Source organism: uncultured Granulicatella sp., assembly GCF_938030755.1.
Classification (GTDB): domain Bacteria; phylum Bacillota; class Bacilli; order Lactobacillales; family Aerococcaceae; genus Granulicatella.
Genome location: NZ_CALHIF010000061.1, coordinates 1 through 22,321, shown reverse-complemented (window position 1 = coordinate 22,321; position 22,321 = coordinate 1). Strand labels below are relative to the sequence as shown.

Sequence of the window (22,321 nt, the reverse complement as noted above, 5' to 3'; positions counted from 1 at the left end):
AATTAAAGTAAAATTAAAAGGACTTAGTCCTGTACAATACAGAACTAAATCCTTTAATCATCTAACTCTTTTTGGGATAGTACAAATTCCTTCCGAATTTTATTTTTTAAATCGTAATTTCTTCTCTATCACGAACCATATAAGCTTTTAATGGAGTTAGACTAGCAAGCCAATACAATCCCCCTCCTAGTAAGGCTGTAAATCCACTACCTGTTGTAATGAGGAACAATGGACTTTGAATTTGTTGTGTTACAGGATTATAAACAAATAATACTGCTACAATCAATGAGATGAACACACAGCTCATCCCTACAATATTAAACCCTCTGGTATATTGGTATGCATCGTGTCCCTTTAAGAAATACGCTGAACGAAGCGCCAGCTTTTGTTTTCTGAGTAGGAAGAAGTCCACGACAATCATCCCAATAATTGGTCCTTGAATATAAGCTGCTAAAGAAATAAACGAACCGAAATATTCCTCCACACCGCCCCAAATCGTTAGTGCACTAACGTAGAAAAAGGCAATCCATACCATCAGCTTATAGCTAAGTTTTGGCATTCCACTTTTCACAATCATACAGTTCACGTAAGATCCGGTTCCTTGTGTTCCAATATTTGCAAAGGCTACTAATAATAGACTCAATAGCGCAAATCCTGGTGTACTTAATGTTGCCAACATTGTTGTTGGATCACTTTCATAAACTCCAGTTTTCACGAACATTGCAAGGGCCATAACCCCACCTGTTGCTACGAAGAACGGTGCGACAACACCATAAGAAAGTGTTGTTGCCCAGTAACCACTACGTTCTGTTTTCGCTAAACGTGGAAGAACTAATGCTTGTGTTGACCATGAGAATGCGAAAGCTACATTTCCTTCTGCTGACATCATAAAGCGTTCAATTGGAGATAAGTCGCCTTCAACTACTGGTTGGACATTCATAATATCGCTGAGCGGAACTGCCGCAAAACAAATTCCAACGATAATGACCCCTACTGCAAGTAACGCAATTACAAGAAATCTGTTCGTCCATTTAATAACTTCCGGACCCCCAACAGCGATTAACGTACCAAGTAAAACGCAAAGAGTTCCAAGGATTGGTCCCCAAATTCCTTTATCGAGGACAAGTCCAAAGTTGCCTGCCAGATGAATCATGGAACTTGCAAACAAGTTCGCGGCTACTGCATACCATCCAAAGTTCGCTAAACTGATTACCGTCGATAATAAAGCGACACCCTTTTGACCTAGAACCGCACGCAACCAAATCCATAAATCAATACCATAACGAACCGCAAAAATAATCGGTAGACATTCAATAAATACCCAAATAATATTAAAACTAAAAATGTTAATCAACATTTGGTTAAACGTCAAATATTGAGCTACATACGCCCCTTGTGTATAACACCATGTTGCAATCGCAAATCCACTAGTAGATAGGAATAAATCCCAGAACGAATACTGACGCTCGCCGTTCGTCATTGGAACAATACCTGTAATCGTTTCTTGTTGAATATAATCATTCATTGTTGCGCTCATTATTGAATCACCCCACTCATCGCTAAAATTACGAGGAGTAAATTCACTCCGACGCCAATAACTACCCATGTGTAGTCTGCTTTTGAAAATCTTTCCGGAAAAGGATAGTCTTCTTTTTCCATCATATTTAATCGGTTTTCTGTTTCATCCGCAATTAATTGCTCAATTGATATTTCTTCCTTCATTTACTTTTCCTCCTCATAAAGTCGAAGAGCTTCCGCACAATATTGTTTCGTGTAACGATACCACTTGTACAAGAACTCTCCTACTGGTTTTCCATTGCTTTCTTGGAATAAGGCCCATAAGAACCAATAATAAGATACAAGCCCAATGATTCCTAAGAAATGACGTTCACTAGCCACTCCAGGATTATGTTCTAAATAGATTTGAATAAATTCTTTTGCTTGTTCTAATGTATAGTCCGAACAAGCCACAAATGTTCCGATATCACTTGTTGGATCTCCCACACCAGAATATTCCCAGTCAATTAGACTCATATTTCCTTCTTCATCCACTAAGAAGTTAGGACTATAACAGTCTCCATGACAGATGGTATGTTCAACCTGATCTTGTTCAAGATATCCAACTATTTTGTCGACCATCTCTTCTAATTCTTCTTTATCATCGAATTCAAAACGATTTCTCTTAATTAATTTTTCTTTGAAGTCCACCAATCCTTCTTTAAACTCAATCGCATACGGTGTTGACTTCCCAGAACGATGTAATTTTGTCATTAATTGAACAGCTTTTTTGATATCCTCTTTGTCATCATAGTCTAACAAACGAGCATTTGTAATGAATTTAGAAATCTTCCAGCCCTCTTCTTCATTCATCACCACAAAGGTTTTATCAATCTCTAATTCAGCTGCAATTTTCATCGATGCTGCTTCACTGAGACGATTAATATACTCTTGAGTCCCTTTTCCTGGATGGCGATATACATACGTTTCTCCTTTACAATCAAAACAGAAGGAAGTATTCGTTAGTCCATCCTTGATTGGCTTAATGTTAATAATTTCTGCGGGTGTCACATTTAATGTATTACAAATATTCAATAAAATTGTCGAATTCGTATGCATTAAATAGTGTTCATCAAAAGCACGCAGCTCATTTAATGAATCAAACTCTTTAATCACTTCATCAGAGTAATGTTTCGCCTCTAATAACAATGTATCTACATGACGCGCATAATAGTCTTCCCACAATTGTAATTTATACGCTTCATGTTTAAATTCTTTTTCCAAAATCGATACAAATTGTTCGCTAAATGCACGGTCAAAATAAACATGTCCAAGCATATACCATTTATTTGCTCCACCGACCGTTACTTCTTTGATGATTCCATCTGTTGTTTCTATTACACAGTATTCGTCCGTTTCACCTTCTGCAAATACTGTCGAATAGTATCCGCGGTAAACATACTCTTCAAACGGGTTTTCTACAAAGTAATTATCGGATAAACAAATATACGTATTCCCTAGTTGTTTTCTAACAGGCATTAAAGAAGAACAATTGTTGTAGCGATAGTAATCTTCGTTCACAACAATCTCTACACCAAACTTGTCAGCTAAATAAAACATTTTTTCTTTCATGTATCCGACAACCACGGTAATTTTTTGAATACCCGCTTCTCTTAGTTGCTTGATTTCACGCTCAATGAGACGTTCTCCTTTTACGACTAAGAGTCCTTTTGGAGTTTCGTACGATAACGGTGCGAAACGTGTACTCATTCCTGCTGCCATAATAATCGCATTTTCTACACGATAAGGCTCAAGCGCTTTAAAGCCGTTTTCTGTCAATTCGTATTCAGACGTAATCCATTTTTTCTCCTCAGCATCTTGGATTAGTTTGTTGACAGTACCCAGCGAAAATCCGATTTCTTCAGCGATTAATCTTTGATTCGTCTTTTCAGTTTTATTTTTCAAATTCAATAATAATTGAAATTGATGCTTATTTAACATATAATCCCTCCTATTTTCAATATTATACACTTTTTTCATAAATGTGAACAAATAACAAAGAAAAATATTAAATTTTTCTTTTAAAAAAGATGCTCCAACATAAAATTGGAGCATCTTTCAACTGTTATTGTATTTCTGATATATTCTGATTGGTTTTCTGTTTGTTAATCACTAATCCAATAGTTTTTAGCTTCTCCAGGTACTTGCTGTTCTACTGGAGGAGGTGTCATATAATCCTTACCAAATTCATATACAAGAATTTCATGATACATTCTTGGAACTTTTAGAACCGTATCTTCATAAGCCATATCAATCGTATCATACAACCATTCTTTTTTGATTCCTTTTGGATAATAAGGTTCAAATATTGAACAAGTAAAGTCTGTAGAATTTTCTTTATTATATTTTTTAGCTACTTCTTCTAATTTCAAATTCCACATTTGTGGTGATGTGAATCTAAAGATAGAAGAAGCAATATATCGTGGAATATTTTTTAATCCACCATTCGTAATTTCAATTCCCTTAAAATTTAAAGATGAGAGTCGCAAAAAGTCTTTGTACTGTTTCATTTTTTTTCGGTCAGCTTCTTCTGTAACAACTCCATCATATGGGAAAATGTCCACACAAGTTCCTAACACTACACTTTTATCGATTAATTCAGCATCACGACGAGTACGGATATCATAAACTCTCATATAGCTAAATGGATACCCTGGAGTTTCTCTAAATGAAATTAAACGGTAATATGGATGTTGTTCTTTCACAAGAACATCGTATAAACGTTCAAATTCATCACGGGCTAATGAAATATCTGTATCATCATCCCATGGGATGAATCCACCATGACGAACAGCCCCTAATAACGAACCAAAATCTATAAAATATTTAATATCATGTTTTTCGCAAAGTTCATGTAAATATTTTAGGATATTCAATTCTACCTCTTTAATCTCATCTAAACTCATTACTCTTTCTTTTGTCATGATTTGGCTCCTATTTTTAATTTTGATAAAATACCTTTTAAAATTGATTGATATAAATCATCTTTTGCAATCGTCAAAGCAATTAGATAATAAATTACTGAGCTAATGACCGTCAAGCCAATGTTTAGTAATAATTGTTTATCCACTACTTGCCCATACGGTACAAAATGATTTATAGCAAATGCAATTGGTACAAAACCTAACGATAGAACAATATATCTCTTTAACATATGAAGAATTGGCTTCACTTTAACTAATTCCATATTTCTAATAAAGACATATTCTAACAATAACAAAACAATCTCTGCCGCCATTGTTGTAATAATGTAATATTCTGGTGCAGTAACTCCCACTAAAAATAAAATGCTGTTTAATAACAAGTTAATTCCACCGCCGACGAAGTAAAGAATTGTTAATCTCTCCTCATAACCATTTACAAGAATCACTTGTGTTCCGAAAATAATTTCTAATGCCCATCCAATGGTACGAATGGCAAAAAGCACTGTACACATTCCAGCAAAGAAGTATTTTTCTCCACCATATAATAAGGTTACTGGTATTCCGACGGTCGCTAAACCAACACAGATTGGAACAAGGAAGAAGAAAAAGGCTTGACTTCCCTTATTTACTAGGTCTTGATAAGCTTTTCGGTCTCCTATCCCAAGATAATAGCCAAGCCTTGGGACACTCACGCTTACGGCTCCACTAACTACTCTTGCCAAAAGGGTTGCAATATTATATCCAGTTACATAGTAAGTAACATTTTCAACGATTCCTATTTTAGATAAGAAAATTTGATCCAAATAAGTATACAACATATTTGCGTTCGCAATTAATAGTACTGCAAATAATGGACTCATCATCTTCATCATATCTTTTAACTGCACACGAACAAACTTGACTTCTCGTTTAATCCATACAAAACTTGCAAGGAAGTTTATTAATGTGATAATTGACATGACAATCGTATACGGAATGATGTCCTCTGCTTTCTTAACGAACATGAATACCGCTACCAGCATCAGGATACGAATCACTAATGTCTTATAGAAAATAAACTTATAATTCTCAAAAGCTTCATTTAGCCATTCAATGTAGAATAGCTGAGAGAATAATTGAACACCTAGGATGTAGTATAAGTATCTTAGGTCTGGTGCCTCAACACTGAAATTCACATAAATGTAATATACAATCGTAGTTACAATTGTACAGATTAGTGAAATATAAAAGAGCTGACTAAATACTTTATTAATCTTGTCTCGATTATTCTTTACTTTACTAATCTCACGCATTCCATAATTATAAATTCCAAGAGTTGCAAATGGAATAAATAGATTTAATACTGTATTAGCAACATTAAAATTACCAAAATCCTCCTTACTCAACACACGCGAAATATACGGGCCCGTGATTAGGGGAAAGACAATATTCAGAATTCGCACAAGCATATTCGTGAATGCGTTCAGCTTAATATTTTTCATATAAACCTCTTTTGTTATTTTTCTTCCACTATTTTCCACAATCTAAAATCATGATGAGAAACTTGTTTTTCAACAGGAGGTAATTGCATATAATCACCGTAGTCCGTAGTTAGAATCTCATGGAAGTTTACAGGAATTAGAAAATCCCTTCCTTCAAAATTACTAAGTGTTACATCTTTCAACCATTCACGTTTCCATACTGGCTTATTCATATCTTTGTAGATAAGATAATCAACAAGCTCATAATCTTCAACTTTCCTTGACTTAGCCAGTTCGTCAATTTGATTTACATATTTATTTGTATCTGCGAAATAAAAAGCTACAACAGAAGCATAGCGAATAAGGGAATTGATAAAGCTGTTCTTATTCGTAATCCCTTTGAATGTATAACAGCTCAATTGACGTTTCTTAATAATGGTTGTCATTTTATCTTTAAACGCTTGATCGTCTTCATATCCATCTACTGGGAAGATATCCACGTAAATTCCCATATTTGAATCGATACGAACATCTTCCTCAATTAAATAAGTTTGATTATCCATCACTTTCATAAATGGATAAACATAATTGCGATTATTCTTATAGGACATCACTTGATAACGTTCAGAAGGATTTGCGATTAAATAGTCTTGGAGTTTTTCATAGTCATCTCTTAACATACAAATATCCATATCATCATCCCACGGAATAAATCCTTGATGACGAACCGCACCAATCAAGCTTCCATACGCTAAGAAATATTTCACTTCGATTTTATTGCAAACTTCATGAATATATTCCATAATACCAAGTTCCATTTGTTGGATTTCACGAACATCCGTTACTTCTTGATATCGAATATTTTCATCTCGGTTACAAATCATCAATCCATATCCTGCAACAAACCAGAACATAATGTTAATGAAGTTTGTTGAATACATGATTTGGCTCTCGAACAATTGTCCTAACAACATTCCAAAGAACAAAATCATCACTAATTTATCCGAATTTCTTCTTGAAATAAATAGATAACGCACGAAACGTTGAATGATATACCCCAATAACATCATAAAGGCAGCTAAGCCCACAATACCAGAACTCACAAAAACAGTAATAAAGATATTATGGAAATTCCCACCGATTAAAGAATTTTGGATTTCATATTTACTAAAGTACTGAGAATAGTAATCAGGAAAATTTCTCACTCCATATCCAAATATTGGTTTTTCACTAGCCATTTTCAACGCATTTTTCCAAATATTCGTTCTTCCGCTCGGTGTAGTTTCGATAAGATGCAATTCTGCGGCTTTATCTTTATCGTTTCCCTCTGCTACAGAATAATTTTTTGACGTTTCTAAATCGTAAACCGTTATATTTTGTCGAGCAATATATTTCGATGCAACATAACTAATAGCAACATTTGTCCCAAATACAAGTATTGCAACTGAAAGGAAAGTTACCACTCTCTTAGAAAATGCACCTCTGGCAATAAAAGCAAAATATAATCCAGTCATTAATAATAATGATAAGAGCGCTCCTCGACTTTGCATTAAAGCAAAATAAATTACTTGAATGATGTTGTTAATTTTAAATAGTACGGAATATTTATGCCCTTGATGAATTAAATAGAGCGCTAAAATAATGCTAATATATGTGAAAATAGCACTAGCATTTGGATTTACGATACCCCAAACTCTTCCATTTAAAACACCATATGAATAAGAGCGACCTCCTATATTAAATAAGATTAATATTCTTGCAAAAAACAGAATTAACGCAAATAAGGCGGATAAAAAAGATACAACTTGAACTGTTACAGCTGTTAATTGAAATAACTTCTGCAATTGATTTGCTTCTAAAATAACAAATAGCAAAATGTAAGTAACCATAAAAACTACTTCCGTAATATTCCCCAAAAAATGTCCTGAACGATTCACTAGCGCTGACAACAAATGACTTCCAGCAACTAATCCAAATAGTACTATGAATTTAACATCAGTTTTCACTTTTTTAAATCCACTTAAGAGCGAGACTAAAATGAAAACGAAAACTAAAGCAGATAAACCTTTATAAATTGGATTTGCCACTTTATAAACAAGTGAACTCATACTTAAAATAGAAACGAGGATAAATGAATATGCTACCCCCACTTTATACTTATTTAAGTAATCATTAATTTTTGAAAAACTCATTTTTAACTCCTTTATTTACTACTTTTTCAACTCAACAATTTTCTTATAGAGAAATGGTGAAACACTTAAGAATGCAATAGCAATTTTTCTAAAATTAGTAAAATACTGATCTTTCATTATTTCTTTTTTATGCTTTAGAATCCATCTTCTATATTCTTTTTCTTTCACAGCAAACCGCTTATTATCCGCAAAAATCAACTTATCATACACAGTAATATAAGACCAATATTGACGATTATTCAATTCTGGTTGCAACCTTGGGAACTCGTTCTTAACCATATGAATAATTTTTTGATACACAGTAACTGTATCAAAAACATACTGATTCACCGATGTCGTTGCACTTCCCTCTCGATGATCGTAAAAGTAAATTGATTTATCAATAAAAACGGTTTTACAATTTGTTTGCAATAATAATTCTGTTAAGAATAACGCATCTTCTGCAAGGTGATATTGAGAATTAAATTTATGACCTTGAATTAGGCTCTTACGAAATAGTTTTGCGACAGGAAAAAATGATGTTTTTTCTGTCGTTAATAGTTCTTTAAGTGTCTGTTCTGTATCCCACACATTTACTTCACAAGTTGTTTTTTGGAAGGGGGTCACAACTCCATTTTGGATATGATGTAATTTCCCAATTGAAAAACCAATTGCTTCATCTGTTTCAACAGGTTGTAGTAGGGTTTCTAAATAATCCTCTGTAACAAAATCATCACTATCGATAAACGAAATCCACTCACCTCTCGATGACTGGATTCCTAAATTTCTTGCATTAGAGACTCCTCCATTTGAAATATGAAGCACTCGAATACGAGTATCTTTACACGACAACTCATCACATAATTGTCCACTGTTATCGCTAGAACCATCATTAATAAGAATCAATTCAAAATTAGTGATTGTCTGTTTCAAAATTGATTCTACACAGCGCTTTATATATTGTTCAACGTTATAAACTGGAACAATGATACTAATTTTGGGTTCCATAATACTCCCCTTTATATTGTTCATATCCATTCTCTAAATCAACAAAGACAGCATCATGATGTGCGACTTGTTTTTCAACAGGAGGAGGTGTCATATAATCTCCAAATGCTGCTTTTAGATAAGCATCATATCCAACAGGAATTGGCATCTCCGTTTGTTCAAATGGTAGAAATAATGCTGATTCAAAACTTTCGATTGGGTACTTATTTTTCATATAACCAGGGCCTGCACACAACTCCGTAATCCCATCGCTTTCTTCACGAGTATACTTTGTCATCTCGCGCTCAGCCTTGCTCCAAATCTTATAGCGTAATGAACGTGTTGGGAATAATCCTAATAGGAATAAACTTCCCCATTTCATCAAACCACCATGTTTTTCGGGAATTGTTTGTGCACGGAATAATGAATAAATCAATGCCCATCGAACTTGTTTCTTACGTTCGGATTCTGATTTTGGATAATAATCTAGCGGTAGGATATCAATCGCTAAACCATGCGGAATCTCTAAATCTTGTTGATAAGGTTTGACACAAGTCGTTTCTTTATCTCGAATCGTCACGAATAAATTGCGGTCTAAGTAATGCTCATCACTATTAGACATGACATAACGGGCATCTGCTTCTTTTGGCCACAATTCGATGAGTTTTTCATAGTCTTTACGAGGCATAAAGAAATCTAAATCATCATCCCAAGGGATAAATCCTTTATGGCGAAGTGCTCCAATGGCCCCACCACCGCATAAATAACATAATAATTCATGTTGTTTACAAAATGACACAAAGTATTCTGCCATTTCTAAACATTTTTCTTGTAATGGTTCCATTGTTTCCTCACTTTCTTATATATCCCATTTTGCCACTGTCTTAAATGGCGTTAATTTATCTTCCTCGAAGAAATGATAAATATCTTTCATTTCTTGAATCGGATTGGATTCAAAAATAATTAGATTTAAACGTGCATGTACTTTTGGATCAGACATGAATTGAACAGCTTCTTCAAAATCTTTTCGACCAGAACGAGAGCTTCCGACCCATGTCAATCCTTTTTCAAGAATATCCCTTGTATTCAAAGGAACTTCAAACTCACTAACCCCCATCATTACAACTGCTCCTTGAGGTTGAATATGTCTGATAATTTCGCGATAAGCATCTTGTGTTCCACTTCCACCAACACATTCAATTGCATGGTCAAAAGTAAAATCTTCCGGAAGATTGCTCACATCATATACTTCATCAACAAATGAGAATAAACGTAATTTTTCTGGATCTTTCCCTACTACAATAATCGTTGATTCAGGGAATTTTGCTTTTGCAATCGTTGCTACAACATACGCCAAACTTCCAGAACCCCAGACCACAATACGATTACGACGGCTATGGGCTACTTTATCAAAACGACGAAGTCCATGAACTCCCACTGATACGAATTCTGAAATGGCAGCGACTTTATCTGGAACCTCTTCATATTTCACAACGCGGTCGATAGGAATTGTTACAAATTCTCGCATGAATCCATCGTGACCACTTGAACGGAAGTATGTTCCATTTACATAGTTTTCATAGAACTCAGTATGATGGTCAAAATCACGTGGGGGTTGATTTGGAATCATCACCACATGATCCCCTGGATTATAAGTTCCAGTTGGGTCCGCAACGACAATACCACAACATTCATGAATCAACGCCATCGGTAATTTTTTTTGAAGAATTTTAGCAGGTCTTGTTCCTTGAAAATACCGTTGATCTGCATGACATAAGGCTAAGTAATTCGGTCTTACGACTACAGTATCTTTTTCATAAAAAGATACATCTTCATATTTAATTGAGAAAAAAGATGGACGAATGAGTTGATACACTCGATTAATCATTTTAAATCTCTCCTAACATCGCTTGCGCAATTTTTAAATCCGTAACGGTCGTAATTTTGATATTTGAGTATTCGCCTTCGACAAGAGCTACTTTTACATCATTAACCACGAATACTTTACAAGCATCCGTCAATATTTCTTTCACATCATCTGTCAAACTATCATACAAATCAGTGAAGGCTTGGATTTTAAATGTTTGAGGAGTTTGACCTTGATACATATGTGTTCTGTTTGGAATGGAAGAAATCACTTTACCATCAACGGATTCCACAATTGTATCGTTTGCCATTACGACCGTATCCGCAACATCGTAGTTTTTCATCGCCTCGATATTGTCCACAATCATGCGGTATGAAACAAACGGACGAACCGCATCATGTGTAATTAATACATCTTTAGGAGAAAATGATTCGCTATTTTTGATGTCCGCAATAATACTTAAGATACTATCGTTACGATTTCCACCACCGCTCACAACACGGATTTTCTCTTTATTCGTCAAAATGTGTTTATCTAATAAATCGTTGAAGTAGCTTACCCAGTTTGGATGGACTGCTACATACACAACATCCACATCTGGAACAAACAAGAATTTTTCAACTGTGTGAATAATAATTGGTTTGTTTCCAAGTGGTAGAAATTGTTTTGGCATTTCTTGGATTCCCATACGAGTTCCAGTTCCACCGGCTAAAACCCCAGCATAAATCATTTTTATACACCTCTTATTTCCCTATTAAGGAGTTGTTAAATAATATAAATCTTCTCTTTGTTGTAGTAATGGGTACGTTTGAACAGTTGGTTGTCCCATTAACTTACGGATAGAATTACTTACTCCTAATAACACCTCATCCGTTGCATATGAGTAATAGATTTGCTCTCCTGCATTGTTTGTTAATAATAACTGTCTCTCTTCGATAAATGTTTGTGTTAAATTGTTTCCTGTAATGGCAGGACCATAAGTATTTTTAAGAGCCATCACTTGTCCAATTGGCAAGTCTGTTTTTACGTTCTTACTTACCGCATTCATTAATTGCTCGAAGTTTGCAACAGAATTAAATGTCATCAATTTCTTAACAAGTTCTTCGATAACAATACGTTGACGTTTTTGACGTCCTGTATCTCCTTCTGGATCATCGTAACGCATACGTGCAAAACGCAAGGCACTTTCACCATCTAGTAGTTCTGTTTTTCCTTCCACAAAAGAACGCCCTTCATATGTGAATGTTAATGGACTTGTTACTTCGATGCCACCCACAGCATCCACGAATTCCATTAATCCTCCCATGTTAATTTGCACATAGAAGTCTATCGTCGTATCCAGCATCTTCTCAACTGAATTAATAACCATTGGGGCCTTCCCATAAGCAAAGGCATGGTTCAATTTATCATATCCACCAGTACCCACAATTTCTGTATACGTATCACGCGGTAAACTGAGTAGTTGAGATTTCTTCGTTCCTGGATTAATGGTCAATAATAGCATTGTATCTGAACGTCCATCTTCATCTGTACGTCCATACGCACCATTATCGATCCCTAGTAGCAAAATATTAATTGGTTTTGCATTTTTAATAATATCGTTTGCTTCTTGCTCTGTACGGTTCCCAACATCTTGAGTAATTGTATTAATCGTATGGTTAATTCGACTTGCATAATAAGTTCCCGCTACTGCAATAATGGCGAGTAAAAGGATTAAAATAAAACCAATACGTCCACGTTTCTTTTTCTTTTCTTGACGTCTCCTTTGTCGGGTCCATTCATTTGATTCGTTCATATTTCCACTCCAATACTATTAAGGGTTTTGTTTTTGTGTAGGTTGAGTTGGCGCAACAGGCTCTTGCGTTGCAGGAGCCGATTGCGTTGGTTGTACAGGTTGTGGTTGCTCTGGAGCAGCCGTTACTTGAGGCGCCTGTGTTACTGGTGCTGTTGGTGTAACGGTGCTTGTCTCTCCACCATTATTCGATGGATTAGTTGGTGCCACATAGTCGTCATCATTACTGCTGTTATTGTAATTATTATTGTAATTGTTATTATTGTTATAATTTGGAGTTACATTTGGTTCAACGTACGTATCTCCTTGTTCTTGTACATTTGAATTATTTTGAGGAACATTTTGCTCAATATTCACTGATGACTGCGTTTCTTTGGTCTCAATATGTTTTAATTCCGTGATTTCTTCTAAATCAAGTGATTTTCTAATAACATTTGAAACACGAATCTTCTCAGCTTCAGGAATGACAAAGTAATAAATTCCATTAATCATCGCTCCATCTCCATTAATCGTATCCGATGCGAAATGTTGTAGCGCTTCTTTATGCGTTTGTGCGATTTGGAATAATTTTTCTACTGTAAAGTTTGTTTTTACTGAATTTTCTAATGTTTTAAGAATTGCTTCGTATTTCGTCACTGAGCCTAATGTTAATAATTTTTCAACAAGTTTTTGAATGACATATTGTTGACGTTTTTGACGTCCTGTATCTCCTTCTGGGTCATCATAACGCATACGTGCATAACGAAGAGCTGCTTCCCCATCCACATGACGTGTGACACCTTCAGTAAATGACTCATCTTCATACGTAAATGTTAATGCTGGTGTAATCTCTAATCCACCCACTGCATCAACAAGGCTCATCAATCCATGCATATCAACTGTCACATAATAGTCAATTGGAACATTAAGCATATTTTGTACACTATTAATTGAAAATTGTTCTTTACCGAATGCATACGCATGGTTAATCTTGTCAAATGTGCCATATCCAATAATTTCCGTATAAGAATCGCGAGGAATACTAATCATCGTGGTTTTCTTCTGTTTTGGATTGACAGTAACAAGAAGCATCGTATCTGAGCGGCCCACTTCCGTATCACGACCATATGCTCCATTATCAATTCCTAAAAGAAGAACCGAAAAGCTACTATCGTCTGTTAATTCTTTATCACGTAATTGCATGGTCTCTACTTTTTGATGTATGGAATCTTCCGCTTGAGAAATTCGATTCCATGCATAAGCAGCTCCCGCTATAATTACTGCAATAATTGCTAGCAACACTGTAAAAATAAGTTTTCTTCTTTTCTGATTTTTTCTTTGCTTTCTTCTATTTGAAATTTTTTCTTCATTTACTTTCATTCATTCCACTCCAATAACTATACAATCAGTTTATTATACCACAGATTAAACTTGAACTCATGAGTATTTATAGGAATTTTAAGATTTATCTTCTGAGTTAAAATACTCTTTTTTAAATTCAAATCCAAAGATCCATCCTTTAATCGTTCCAATACCATATGCGAAATGAATCGCAATCATAATAAATGGAATCAACAGTAATGTATGATTATATTTTTGCTTTGAAATTTCAAAGATGGATAACCCTAGGACTGCTAATAAATAGAGTCCAAACACTGTTAATAATGGCGCAAAGCTGATTGGCGTCAACATCATTAATACGAGTAAAGTAGCCACGAATACGCCGGGACCGAAATGAAATAATGACAAGCAATCACGGCAGACATGAGAAGTTAATCCAATCCAATAGCCATTTGCAAACTTTTGTTGGAGCATCTTAAATAAAGTGGGGCGAATATATTGGAAAGATTCAATTTCAGGATTAAAAATAATATCATAACCCGCTTTACGTACTCTATAATGGAATTCATTATCTTCTGTACGTAATAATCTTTCATCCGCGAGTCCAACTTTTTCAAATACTTCTCTGCGATACATTCCGTGAAAAATAGAATTCACTTTTCTTTTCACGTTAGATTTTCTGTAATTGGCAATGCTACTTCCTAATGCTGACTCTTCAACAATATGTAATGTCTTAGCAAAGTTATCATCGGAGTCTACGACAGTTGGTCTGTTACCACCACAAACATATGCTCCTGCTAAAATTTCATCTACATTCTTTTCGACAAAATCTGCAGGAATTCTTGAGTGGGCATCAATTTTTAAGACAACATCTCCTGTAGCATGTTTCACACCTTCATTAAACCCAGCCGCTTGAATTTGACGACTATTTGTAACAATTTGAACGCTCAATGTACTATTGGATTTTTTAAACTCCTCCATCAATCTTCTCGTATTATCTGTTGAATTAGAGTCCATTAATACGACTTCCATATTTTGGAGAGGATAGGTTTGATTTAAAATATCTTCAAATAACATCGGTAAATATTTTTCTTCATTCTTTGCTGTGATAATAATACTAACTTTCATGATAATCTCCTATATTTTATTCTGTTCCTATTATAAAATAGTTCTTTTTATAAAAACAGAAATATCACCAAAAAAGGTCGATGGAATCATCGACCTTTTTAACTATTTCTTTTTATTGGCAATATCAATCAATTCATCGTGTAATTGTTGATCTGTATAGCTTTCGAAGTTTTCAATAAAATTATACACACGATTGATTTGAGAGTTGTCTGCAATTCCAATATGAATCTTCGGAAAGACTTGTTTTGGATTTACTTCCCCTTCGTTTAGTAACTCTTCATACATCTTTTCTCCTGGGCGTAACCCTGTAAACTTAATCTCGATATCTCCTTCGTCATATCCTGAAAGACGAATTAAGTTCTTCGCTAAGTCCACAATCTTGACTGGTTGTCCCATATCGAGTACGAAGATTTCTCCACCACGAGCAAGAGCACCTGCTTGGATTACTAATTGAGCGGCTTCTGGAATAGTCATAAAGTAACGTACGATGTCAGGGTGAGTTACTGTAATCGGACCGCCTTCAGCAATTTGCTTCTTGAAGAGCGGAATTACTGAACCACGAGACCCTAATACATTCCCGAAACGAACCGCTACGAATTTAGTATATTCGCTACGTGTGGCCATATCTTGTACAATCATTTCACACAAACGTTTTGTAGCTCCCATAATATTTGGTGGGTTAACCGCTTTATCCGTTGAAACCATTACGAATGCTTTTACACGTGCATGGCTTGCTGCTTCCGCTACATTTCTAGTTCCAAGAACGTTATTCTTCACTGCTTCACGAGGGTTCAATTCCATTAACGGTACGTGCTTATGAGCCGCAGCATGGTAAACCACATCTGGTTTATATTTATCCATGACTTCAAAGATACGTTTACGATCTTGTACATCGGCAATGACTGGCGTAATCGTGAAGTGTTGAGAATATTTCCCAACCAATTCCATATTCAGTTGATAAATACTATTTTCACCATGTCCTAAAATAACGATTTCTTTCGGTTTGAATTTAGCCACTTGACGGCAAATTTCTGAACCAATCGAACCACCAGCTCCTGTTACAAGAATCTTCTTACCACGAAGTTGTTTTTCAATCATCGTTTGATCTAATTGAACCGGATCACGACCTAATAAGTCTTCAATTTCAACATTTCTTAGCTGTTGTACGTGTAAGTTCCCACTCATGACATCATCAATATTTGGTAAAATTACACATTCCGCACCCGTTTTACGAGCAACATCGTACACTTCATTTAATTTCTTGATTGGAAGTGATGGCATGGCAATTACGACTTTCGTAATTCCCATCGTATCTACAATACGCTCAATATCTTTAATTGCACCAAGAATACGAACTCCATAAATATCTTTACGAAGTTTATCTGGATCATCGTCAACAAAGGCAATCGGGTCCATTCTCATTGCCGGATGCATGAGCATTTGGCGAACTAATAAAGTACCTGCAGCTCCTGCTCCTACAATTAATGTTGGTTTCGCGTTTTCCATAACGCTAGTATCCGCAAAAAATTCACGGAACACACGCATTGATAATCGAACACCACCGATAGAAATCACGAGTAATAACCAGCAGACAATTAAAAATTGCCAAGTTACTTTCGTATCAAAGAAAGCTAACCCTGAAATCGTTGAGACGATTACGGTTGCTGAGACACATTTTACGACAGTGATTACTTCATAGACACTCGCGTATTCCCAATCTCTCCAATAAAGATTGAAGAAATAAGAAAAAACATAATAAGCCACTAACGATAAAACCGCCGTAATCGTTAATCCATGAATATTACGGATCAACCCTTCTGTTACTAATCGAAACCCTAAAAATACTGAGCCAACAACGAGTAGCGAGTCAACGATGAATAATAATAAAATTTTCAATCGATTATTCATTTAAATATCCTCTCCTGACTATCCAAGCACTTCTTGAATCACTTCTAAGTAGTTTTGAATAATATAATTAACATCTTCATCACTTAATAAGCCATGTAATGGTAATGTCACTTCATTTTCAAAAAAGCGGTAAGCATTTGGATAATCTTCCATACGGAACCCCATATTTTGGTAAGCCGTTAATAATGGAAGTGGTTTGTAGTGAACGTTACATGAAATGCCACGTTCTGCCATTTTTATAATAATTTCTCCACGTTGGTCATAACTTGCACCTTGCACACGTGTGATGTATAAGTGGCGAGAAGATTCGTAGTTTTTGCCTTCATGTGGTAACACTTGGATACGATTATCCACAGATAACCCTTTATCAAGATTACGTACGATTTCTTTTCTGCGTTCTAATAATTGTAGGTAACGTTCTAATTGCGCTAAACCAATGGCAGCCATAATATCCGGCATATTGCATTTGAATCCAGGAATGACAATATCGTATTCCCAAGAACCAGGTTTAATTTTTGCTAAAGCGTCTTTAGTTTGTCCGTGTAGTGAATATACTTGAAACTCTTTATACATGGCTTCAGAATCCAATTTGTTTTCTGGATTCCATGTAATACATCCACCTTCTGCTGTTGTTAAATTCTTAACCGCATGGAATGAATAGGATGCAAAGTCAGCCAGTTTTGCAACTGACACTCCATCACGAGTCGTTCCAATCGCATGTGCACAGTCAGAAACAACAATAATACGGTTAAAGTAACGTTGTAAGTTTGTAGATGGTTGGAATAAACTACGTTTTGATTCCACTACTTCAAAAATACGATGGTAGTCACATGGTACTCCCGCTAATTCAACAGGAATCACCACTTTTGTTTTTTCAGTGATTGCTTCAGCTAAAGCATCATAGTTCATTTCAAAATGATCTTCTTGAATATCAACCATAACAGGTGTTGCTCCAACGTGCTCAATGACACTACATGAAGCAGTATACGTATAGGCAGGAACGATAACTTCGTCTCCAGGTCCAACACCTAACACGCGTAATGCTAATTCTAAAGCAGCTGTCGCCGAGTTTAAGCACACTACTTTTTCAGTACCTAAAAACTCTGCTAATTGACGTTCAAATTCTTTTGTTTTGGGTCCTGTTGTAATCCAACCAGATTGTAGTACTTCGACTACATTGTTAATTTCCTTTTCTGTAATATCTGGTGGTGAGAATGGAATATTTCTAACTTTCATGTTGTTTCCTCCAAGTTATTTTAAGACCGCAATCACAGTTTTCACCATAATTGCAATATCATTTTTTAAACTACATTTTTCTAAATAATCAATATTGTATTGCATTTTTTCTGGCAAGATATGCTTGATATAAGCTTCATCCACTGTCAGGCCTTGCTTTGCCCACTCTGCAATTTTTTCTGCTTCGTGTCTGAATTCAATGGCGGCTAGAGAGGTTACACCTGCTGGCAATAATAATGTTGTCTGCATTTCTGGCGTGTATGCATCTACATATTTTTGCACTTCTGGTCTTGCCCCTACAAAAGACATATCTCCAATCAATACATTCAGTAGCTGAGCTACTTCATCTAAACGATAATTACGTACACGACGTCCTACCCTTGTAATACGCGGGTCATGGTCTTGTGTCACAAGCGGTCCTACTTTATCCGCATCAAGAATCATCGTTCTAAATTTAAAAATTTTAAATTTGCGCCCATTCGTCGTCACCCGTTCCTGTCTATAAAATACAGGGCCTCCGTCTTCTAATTTGATGGCAATCGCAATTATTAAAAATACAATGGATAATGGCGCTAGTAGTAATAGCGATACTACAATGTCAAAAATTCGTTTTGAAATTAAATATCCTTTTCGCTGTCGAAGCTCTAATTGTTTCTTAATCACGAACTCATTTCTCATAAATTCTGGCAATGAAATATTCTCGTTCATAAATTCTCCTTTCATGCCTAGATAACCTTTCCTATTATACCACATTTTCTGGAAATGCGGTAAATTTCTATGTAAAACTAGAAATATTTTTAGTGCTATAAAGTACAATAAAATAAACCCATCTACACAACTGGCAGATTGGTTTATCTCTCTTTTGTTTTGCTATTGAATAATATTTGCGTCCAATAAGGATTTCCAAATTTCAAGCGCCAACTCATCTTTCGAATTTTCTGGAAGTGGGAGTTGTTTCCCATCTTTAGTAAGAATTGTTACTTGATGATTATCCGCATTAAATCCAATTTTCGAACTTAAAACACCGTTAGCGATAATCGCATCAGCTTTTTTCTTTTCTAATTTTGCTGCAGCATATTCTAATACTCTTTCAGTCTCAGCCGCAAATCCAATGACAACTTGGCCTTCTCTTTTAGAATGACCGAGCCCTTTTAAAATATCTGGATTCTCTGCTAATTCTAGTTTTAATCCTGATTCATTGTGTTGCTTTTTAATTTTCTGATTCGAACGATTGGCTACATAGTAGTCAGATACCGCGGCAACCATCACAGCAACATCTGTAGTCGGAAATTGTGCTGTAACGACTTCTTTCATTTCACGTGCTGATTCAACATACGTTACATTCACACCAAACGGAACTTTCAATTGTTTGGTCGTTGAAACTAATTGAACCTCAGCCCCTAAAATCGATGCCGCCTTTGCAAGTGCATAACCCATTTTTCCTGAAGAATCATTAGAGATATAACGCACTGGATCAATACGCTCTTTTGTTCCACCGGCTGTAATTAATACAGATTTCCCTTTTAAAGGAGAGCCGTACAATCGTCTACTCTCAAAGAACGTTACTTGCTCGAAAATTTCTTCTGGTTCAGGAAGGCGTCCTTTTCCATTATATCCTTCTGCTAAAAATCCTGTAGCTGGTTCAATAATCACTTTCCTGTCTGATTGAAGCTGTGCCATATTACGAACAGTAGCAGGATTCTCCCACATATGTTCATTCATCGCAGGCGCCACATAAATCGGAGACGTTGTTGCCAATAATGTACTTGTTACAAAGTTATCAGTGATGCCATTGGCCATTTTTGCAATCGTATTGGCTGTTGCTGGTACGACTACAGCGACATCAGTCTTATCCGCCAAATGAATATGTTGGACCTTGCGCGCTTCATCTTCGTCAAACGTATCGGTGTGAACCTTATTCTTTGTTAGCACTTGAAACGTTAGTGGCGTAATGAATTCGCACGCACTTTTTGTCATCGCGACTTCCACATTCGCCCCTGCTTTTATAAACAAGCGAACGAGTGTAGCTGCTTTAAACGCGGCGATTCCACCTGTAACAAAGACAGTTACGTTTTTACCTTCCCACATAAACTATCCTCTTTTCTTATAAATGGTTACTAAAATAGATGCAATAATTGGTGTCATCACAGTTGCAGCCAACGCTTCCGCAATACCGTTTGTCATAACAACACCCATTAAGAAGAGCGGCAATTCCGCAACAGTTTTCCCTGTTAATTCTGCATATTGATTTCCCATCAGTAAATAAATTGAACTTAATACTAATATTGTATTCATAATACTTCCAAGGAACCCAGACACTGCCATTCTGAGTCGGTCCGAAGCAATAAGTTTAGTTGCCTTCTGATAAAACAAAGCAATGAGTCCACCCATTAATAAACGTGGCAAGATAGAAATCAATGGATTTGTAAAAATCATCAAGCTAAGAACATTGCCTGATGTGAAGGCGCGTAGGAACGAACAAACTCCCCACGTAAAGCCTAGAAGAAACCCTGCTTGTGGCCCTAGCACAATCCCACCAACAATAACCGTAATATGAATAATTGTAATATCTAAAACCACTAATGGTAAGTTCCCTAAAAATGGAACAAAACTTTGTAAAATAATCATCGCGATAAACATCGCACTTAATACCAATGGAAAAGTTCTTTGTCTTTTCATGTCTTCACCTCGAGTCTTAATGACTGTATTATACTAATCTTTGACATTTCAATCAATGTAAAAAACTGAAAAAGCTAGGAAAGTCACACCTTCCTAGCTATTAACTTCAATTTTAGAATGCGTTATAAATAAATTCTGCTGCATTTGTGAAATCTGTAAATATACAATAAAGTAGGACACTAGTGATAAGCACATAAAATACGAGTGACCATACAAATACATTATCCATTTTCTTTAAAAAACTTGACCAATTCTTTTTCAACTAAAGGCCACCCCTTCCATCCAGGATGAGTTGCATCCCATATATAATAAGGATCGTAATCATGCGCTGTTAAATCGACCTGTTTCACTCCAGCTTCCTTAACAATCTCATTAACCTTCTTTGAAAAGGCATTTCGTTGTGAAGCATCAATTCCAATGTAATCATACCATGGTCCATTTACTGGAAATGTTACTACAAGAACTTCAACCCCTAATTCTTTTGCAATTTGTAAGAACAACTGGAAGTCTTCATACTCTGGAGACTCAGTATATTTAAACGTTGAATCAGAATTTTTTAGCGATTCTAATTTACCAGCAATATTCTTTTTATAATACCAATCGTCAAAATGATATTCATTAGATTGAGTCTCTTTTTTTGCTTGTTCCTCGTTTTTAGCCAGCACCTCGTCCCAATTATATTCAGGCATTGTACTTCCTTTTGATGGAAAATCTACCAATGATTGTTCCTCATAAAACGCCTGTACAACATTCAAGGAAAATTTAGCTAATTCCATTTGAATCATAAACTGATCAATTTGAGAACCTTCACCTTCAACAAGTACATGTTTATATCTTTCAAACGTACTAGATAATGAAGCATTTTTCGCTGACAATTCTAAAACACGATTAATAAATTTAAGTTTTGTCTCTTTTGAAAGTTTTGGATTTACTAAAGTGTAATATACATGTTCTTTTGAAACTCGACTTTCAAAGGCATCTTGTCGCATCCCTTTTTGATCGAACCAATTTAAACTTTCGATAATTGCAACTTTTTTCTCTTGCATGATTGGCTCAAGAGATGCTAAAGTTGACGCTTGAATAATATTCTGGAAGTATCCTCCTCCTATTTGCATTAAATGAAAATCATCATAATTGAACATTTGTTTCGGATGAAATTCTTTTTTATTAGCAACAGTAAGTTCTGAAGACCCTAATAACAAATGAGTGTTCTCATCATAATTAGCTTTTAAAATCTCTCTACTCTTATGTTTGTTATAACTTGTATTATATCGAACACTATTATTATTTAC

General features: G+C 35.5%; 19 protein-coding genes. All 19 read right to left on the bottom strand.

What is annotated here, in order from left to right; translation table 11 throughout:
* Nucleotides 1-106: 106 nt before the first annotated feature.
* Nucleotides 107-1,537 (bottom strand): cytosine permease, encoded by a 1,431-nt coding sequence (locus tag Q0594_RS06225; protein ID WP_298730576.1) that lies wholly within the window; start codon nt 1,535-1,537, stop codon nt 107-109.
* A complete protein-coding gene (locus Q0594_RS06220) occupies nt 1,537-1,722 on the bottom strand; it encodes a hypothetical protein (RefSeq protein ID WP_048783093.1) in 186 nt (61 codons plus the stop codon). Before Q0594_RS06220 ends, Q0594_RS06225 begins: the two co-directional genes overlap by 1 nt.
* On the bottom strand, nt 1,723-3,498 hold the full coding sequence (locus tag Q0594_RS06215) for a phosphotransferase (protein WP_298730571.1): 1,776 nt from the start codon (nt 3,496-3,498) through the stop codon (nt 1,723-1,725).
* Nucleotides 3,499-3,662: 164 nt separating this feature from the next.
* The gene (locus tag Q0594_RS06210) at nt 3,663-4,481 is read right to left on the bottom strand and encodes a LicD family protein (protein WP_298730569.1); all 819 of its coding nucleotides are present in this window, start codon (nt 4,479-4,481) and stop codon (nt 3,663-3,665) included.
* A complete protein-coding gene (locus tag Q0594_RS06205; protein ID WP_298730567.1) occupies nt 4,478-5,962 on the bottom strand; it encodes an oligosaccharide flippase family protein in 1,485 nt (494 codons plus the stop codon). The genes Q0594_RS06210 and Q0594_RS06205 overlap by 4 nt, the downstream gene beginning before the upstream one ends.
* Nucleotides 5,963-5,976: 14 nt before the next feature.
* Complete coding sequence (locus tag Q0594_RS06200; protein WP_298730564.1) at nt 5,977-8,133, bottom strand: LicD family protein; 2,157 nt, start codon at nt 8,131-8,133, stop codon at nt 5,977-5,979.
* 18 nt (nt 8,134-8,151) lie between these two features.
* On the bottom strand, nt 8,152-9,123 hold the full coding sequence (locus tag Q0594_RS06195) for a glycosyltransferase family 2 protein (RefSeq protein ID WP_298730578.1): 972 nt from the start codon (nt 9,121-9,123) through the stop codon (nt 8,152-8,154).
* Nucleotides 9,104-9,943, bottom strand: a complete 840-nt coding sequence (locus tag Q0594_RS06190; RefSeq protein WP_298730562.1) for a phosphorylcholine transferase LicD — start codon at nt 9,941-9,943, stop codon at nt 9,104-9,106. Before Q0594_RS06190 ends, Q0594_RS06195 begins: the two co-directional genes overlap by 20 nt.
* 15 nt (nt 9,944-9,958) lie before the next feature.
* On the bottom strand, nt 9,959-10,987 hold the full coding sequence (locus Q0594_RS06185; RefSeq protein ID WP_298730560.1) for a zinc-binding dehydrogenase: 1,029 nt from the start codon (nt 10,985-10,987) through the stop codon (nt 9,959-9,961).
* 1 nt (nt 10,988) lies between these two features.
* Nucleotides 10,989-11,696: a 2-C-methyl-D-erythritol 4-phosphate cytidylyltransferase gene (locus tag Q0594_RS06180; protein WP_298730558.1), complete on the bottom strand. Its 708-nt coding sequence runs from the start codon at nt 11,694-11,696 to the stop codon at nt 10,989-10,991.
* Between the two features lie 24 nt (nt 11,697-11,720).
* On the bottom strand, nt 11,721-12,761 hold the full coding sequence (locus tag Q0594_RS06175; protein WP_298730556.1) for an LCP family protein: 1,041 nt from the start codon (nt 12,759-12,761) through the stop codon (nt 11,721-11,723).
* Between the two features lie 18 nt (nt 12,762-12,779).
* The gene (locus Q0594_RS06170) at nt 12,780-14,117 is read right to left on the bottom strand and encodes an LCP family protein (RefSeq protein WP_298730554.1); all 1,338 of its coding nucleotides are present in this window, start codon (nt 14,115-14,117) and stop codon (nt 12,780-12,782) included.
* 78 nt (nt 14,118-14,195) lie between these two features.
* On the bottom strand, nt 14,196-15,206 hold the full coding sequence (locus Q0594_RS06165) for a glycosyltransferase family 2 protein (protein WP_298730552.1): 1,011 nt from the start codon (nt 15,204-15,206) through the stop codon (nt 14,196-14,198).
* Nucleotides 15,207-15,308: 102 nt separating this feature from the next.
* Nucleotides 15,309-17,114, bottom strand: coding sequence for a nucleoside-diphosphate sugar epimerase/dehydratase (locus Q0594_RS06160; RefSeq protein WP_298730550.1), 1,806 nt, complete (start codon nt 17,112-17,114; stop codon nt 15,309-15,311).
* Between the two features lie 18 nt (nt 17,115-17,132).
* Entirely contained in the window at nt 17,133-18,350 is a 1,218-nt protein-coding gene (locus tag Q0594_RS06155) for a DegT/DnrJ/EryC1/StrS family aminotransferase (protein ID WP_298730548.1), read from the bottom strand.
* Nucleotides 18,351-18,365: 15 nt separating this feature from the next.
* Entirely contained in the window at nt 18,366-19,058 is a 693-nt protein-coding gene (locus Q0594_RS06150; RefSeq protein ID WP_298730547.1) for a sugar transferase, read from the bottom strand.
* Between the two features lie 162 nt (nt 19,059-19,220).
* A complete protein-coding gene (gene coaBC / locus Q0594_RS06145; RefSeq protein WP_298730545.1) occupies nt 19,221-20,438 on the bottom strand; it encodes a bifunctional phosphopantothenoylcysteine decarboxylase/phosphopantothenate--cysteine ligase CoaBC in 1,218 nt (405 codons plus the stop codon).
* Nucleotides 20,439-20,441: 3 nt separating this feature from the next.
* Complete coding sequence (locus tag Q0594_RS06140) at nt 20,442-21,029, bottom strand: ECF transporter S component (RefSeq protein WP_298730543.1); 588 nt, start codon at nt 21,027-21,029, stop codon at nt 20,442-20,444.
* Nucleotides 21,030-21,250: 221 nt separating this feature from the next.
* Nucleotides 21,251-22,321, bottom strand: a 1,071-nt coding sequence (dltD, locus tag Q0594_RS06135; protein WP_298730541.1) for a D-alanyl-lipoteichoic acid biosynthesis protein DltD, incomplete at its 5' end; no start/stop codon positions are given.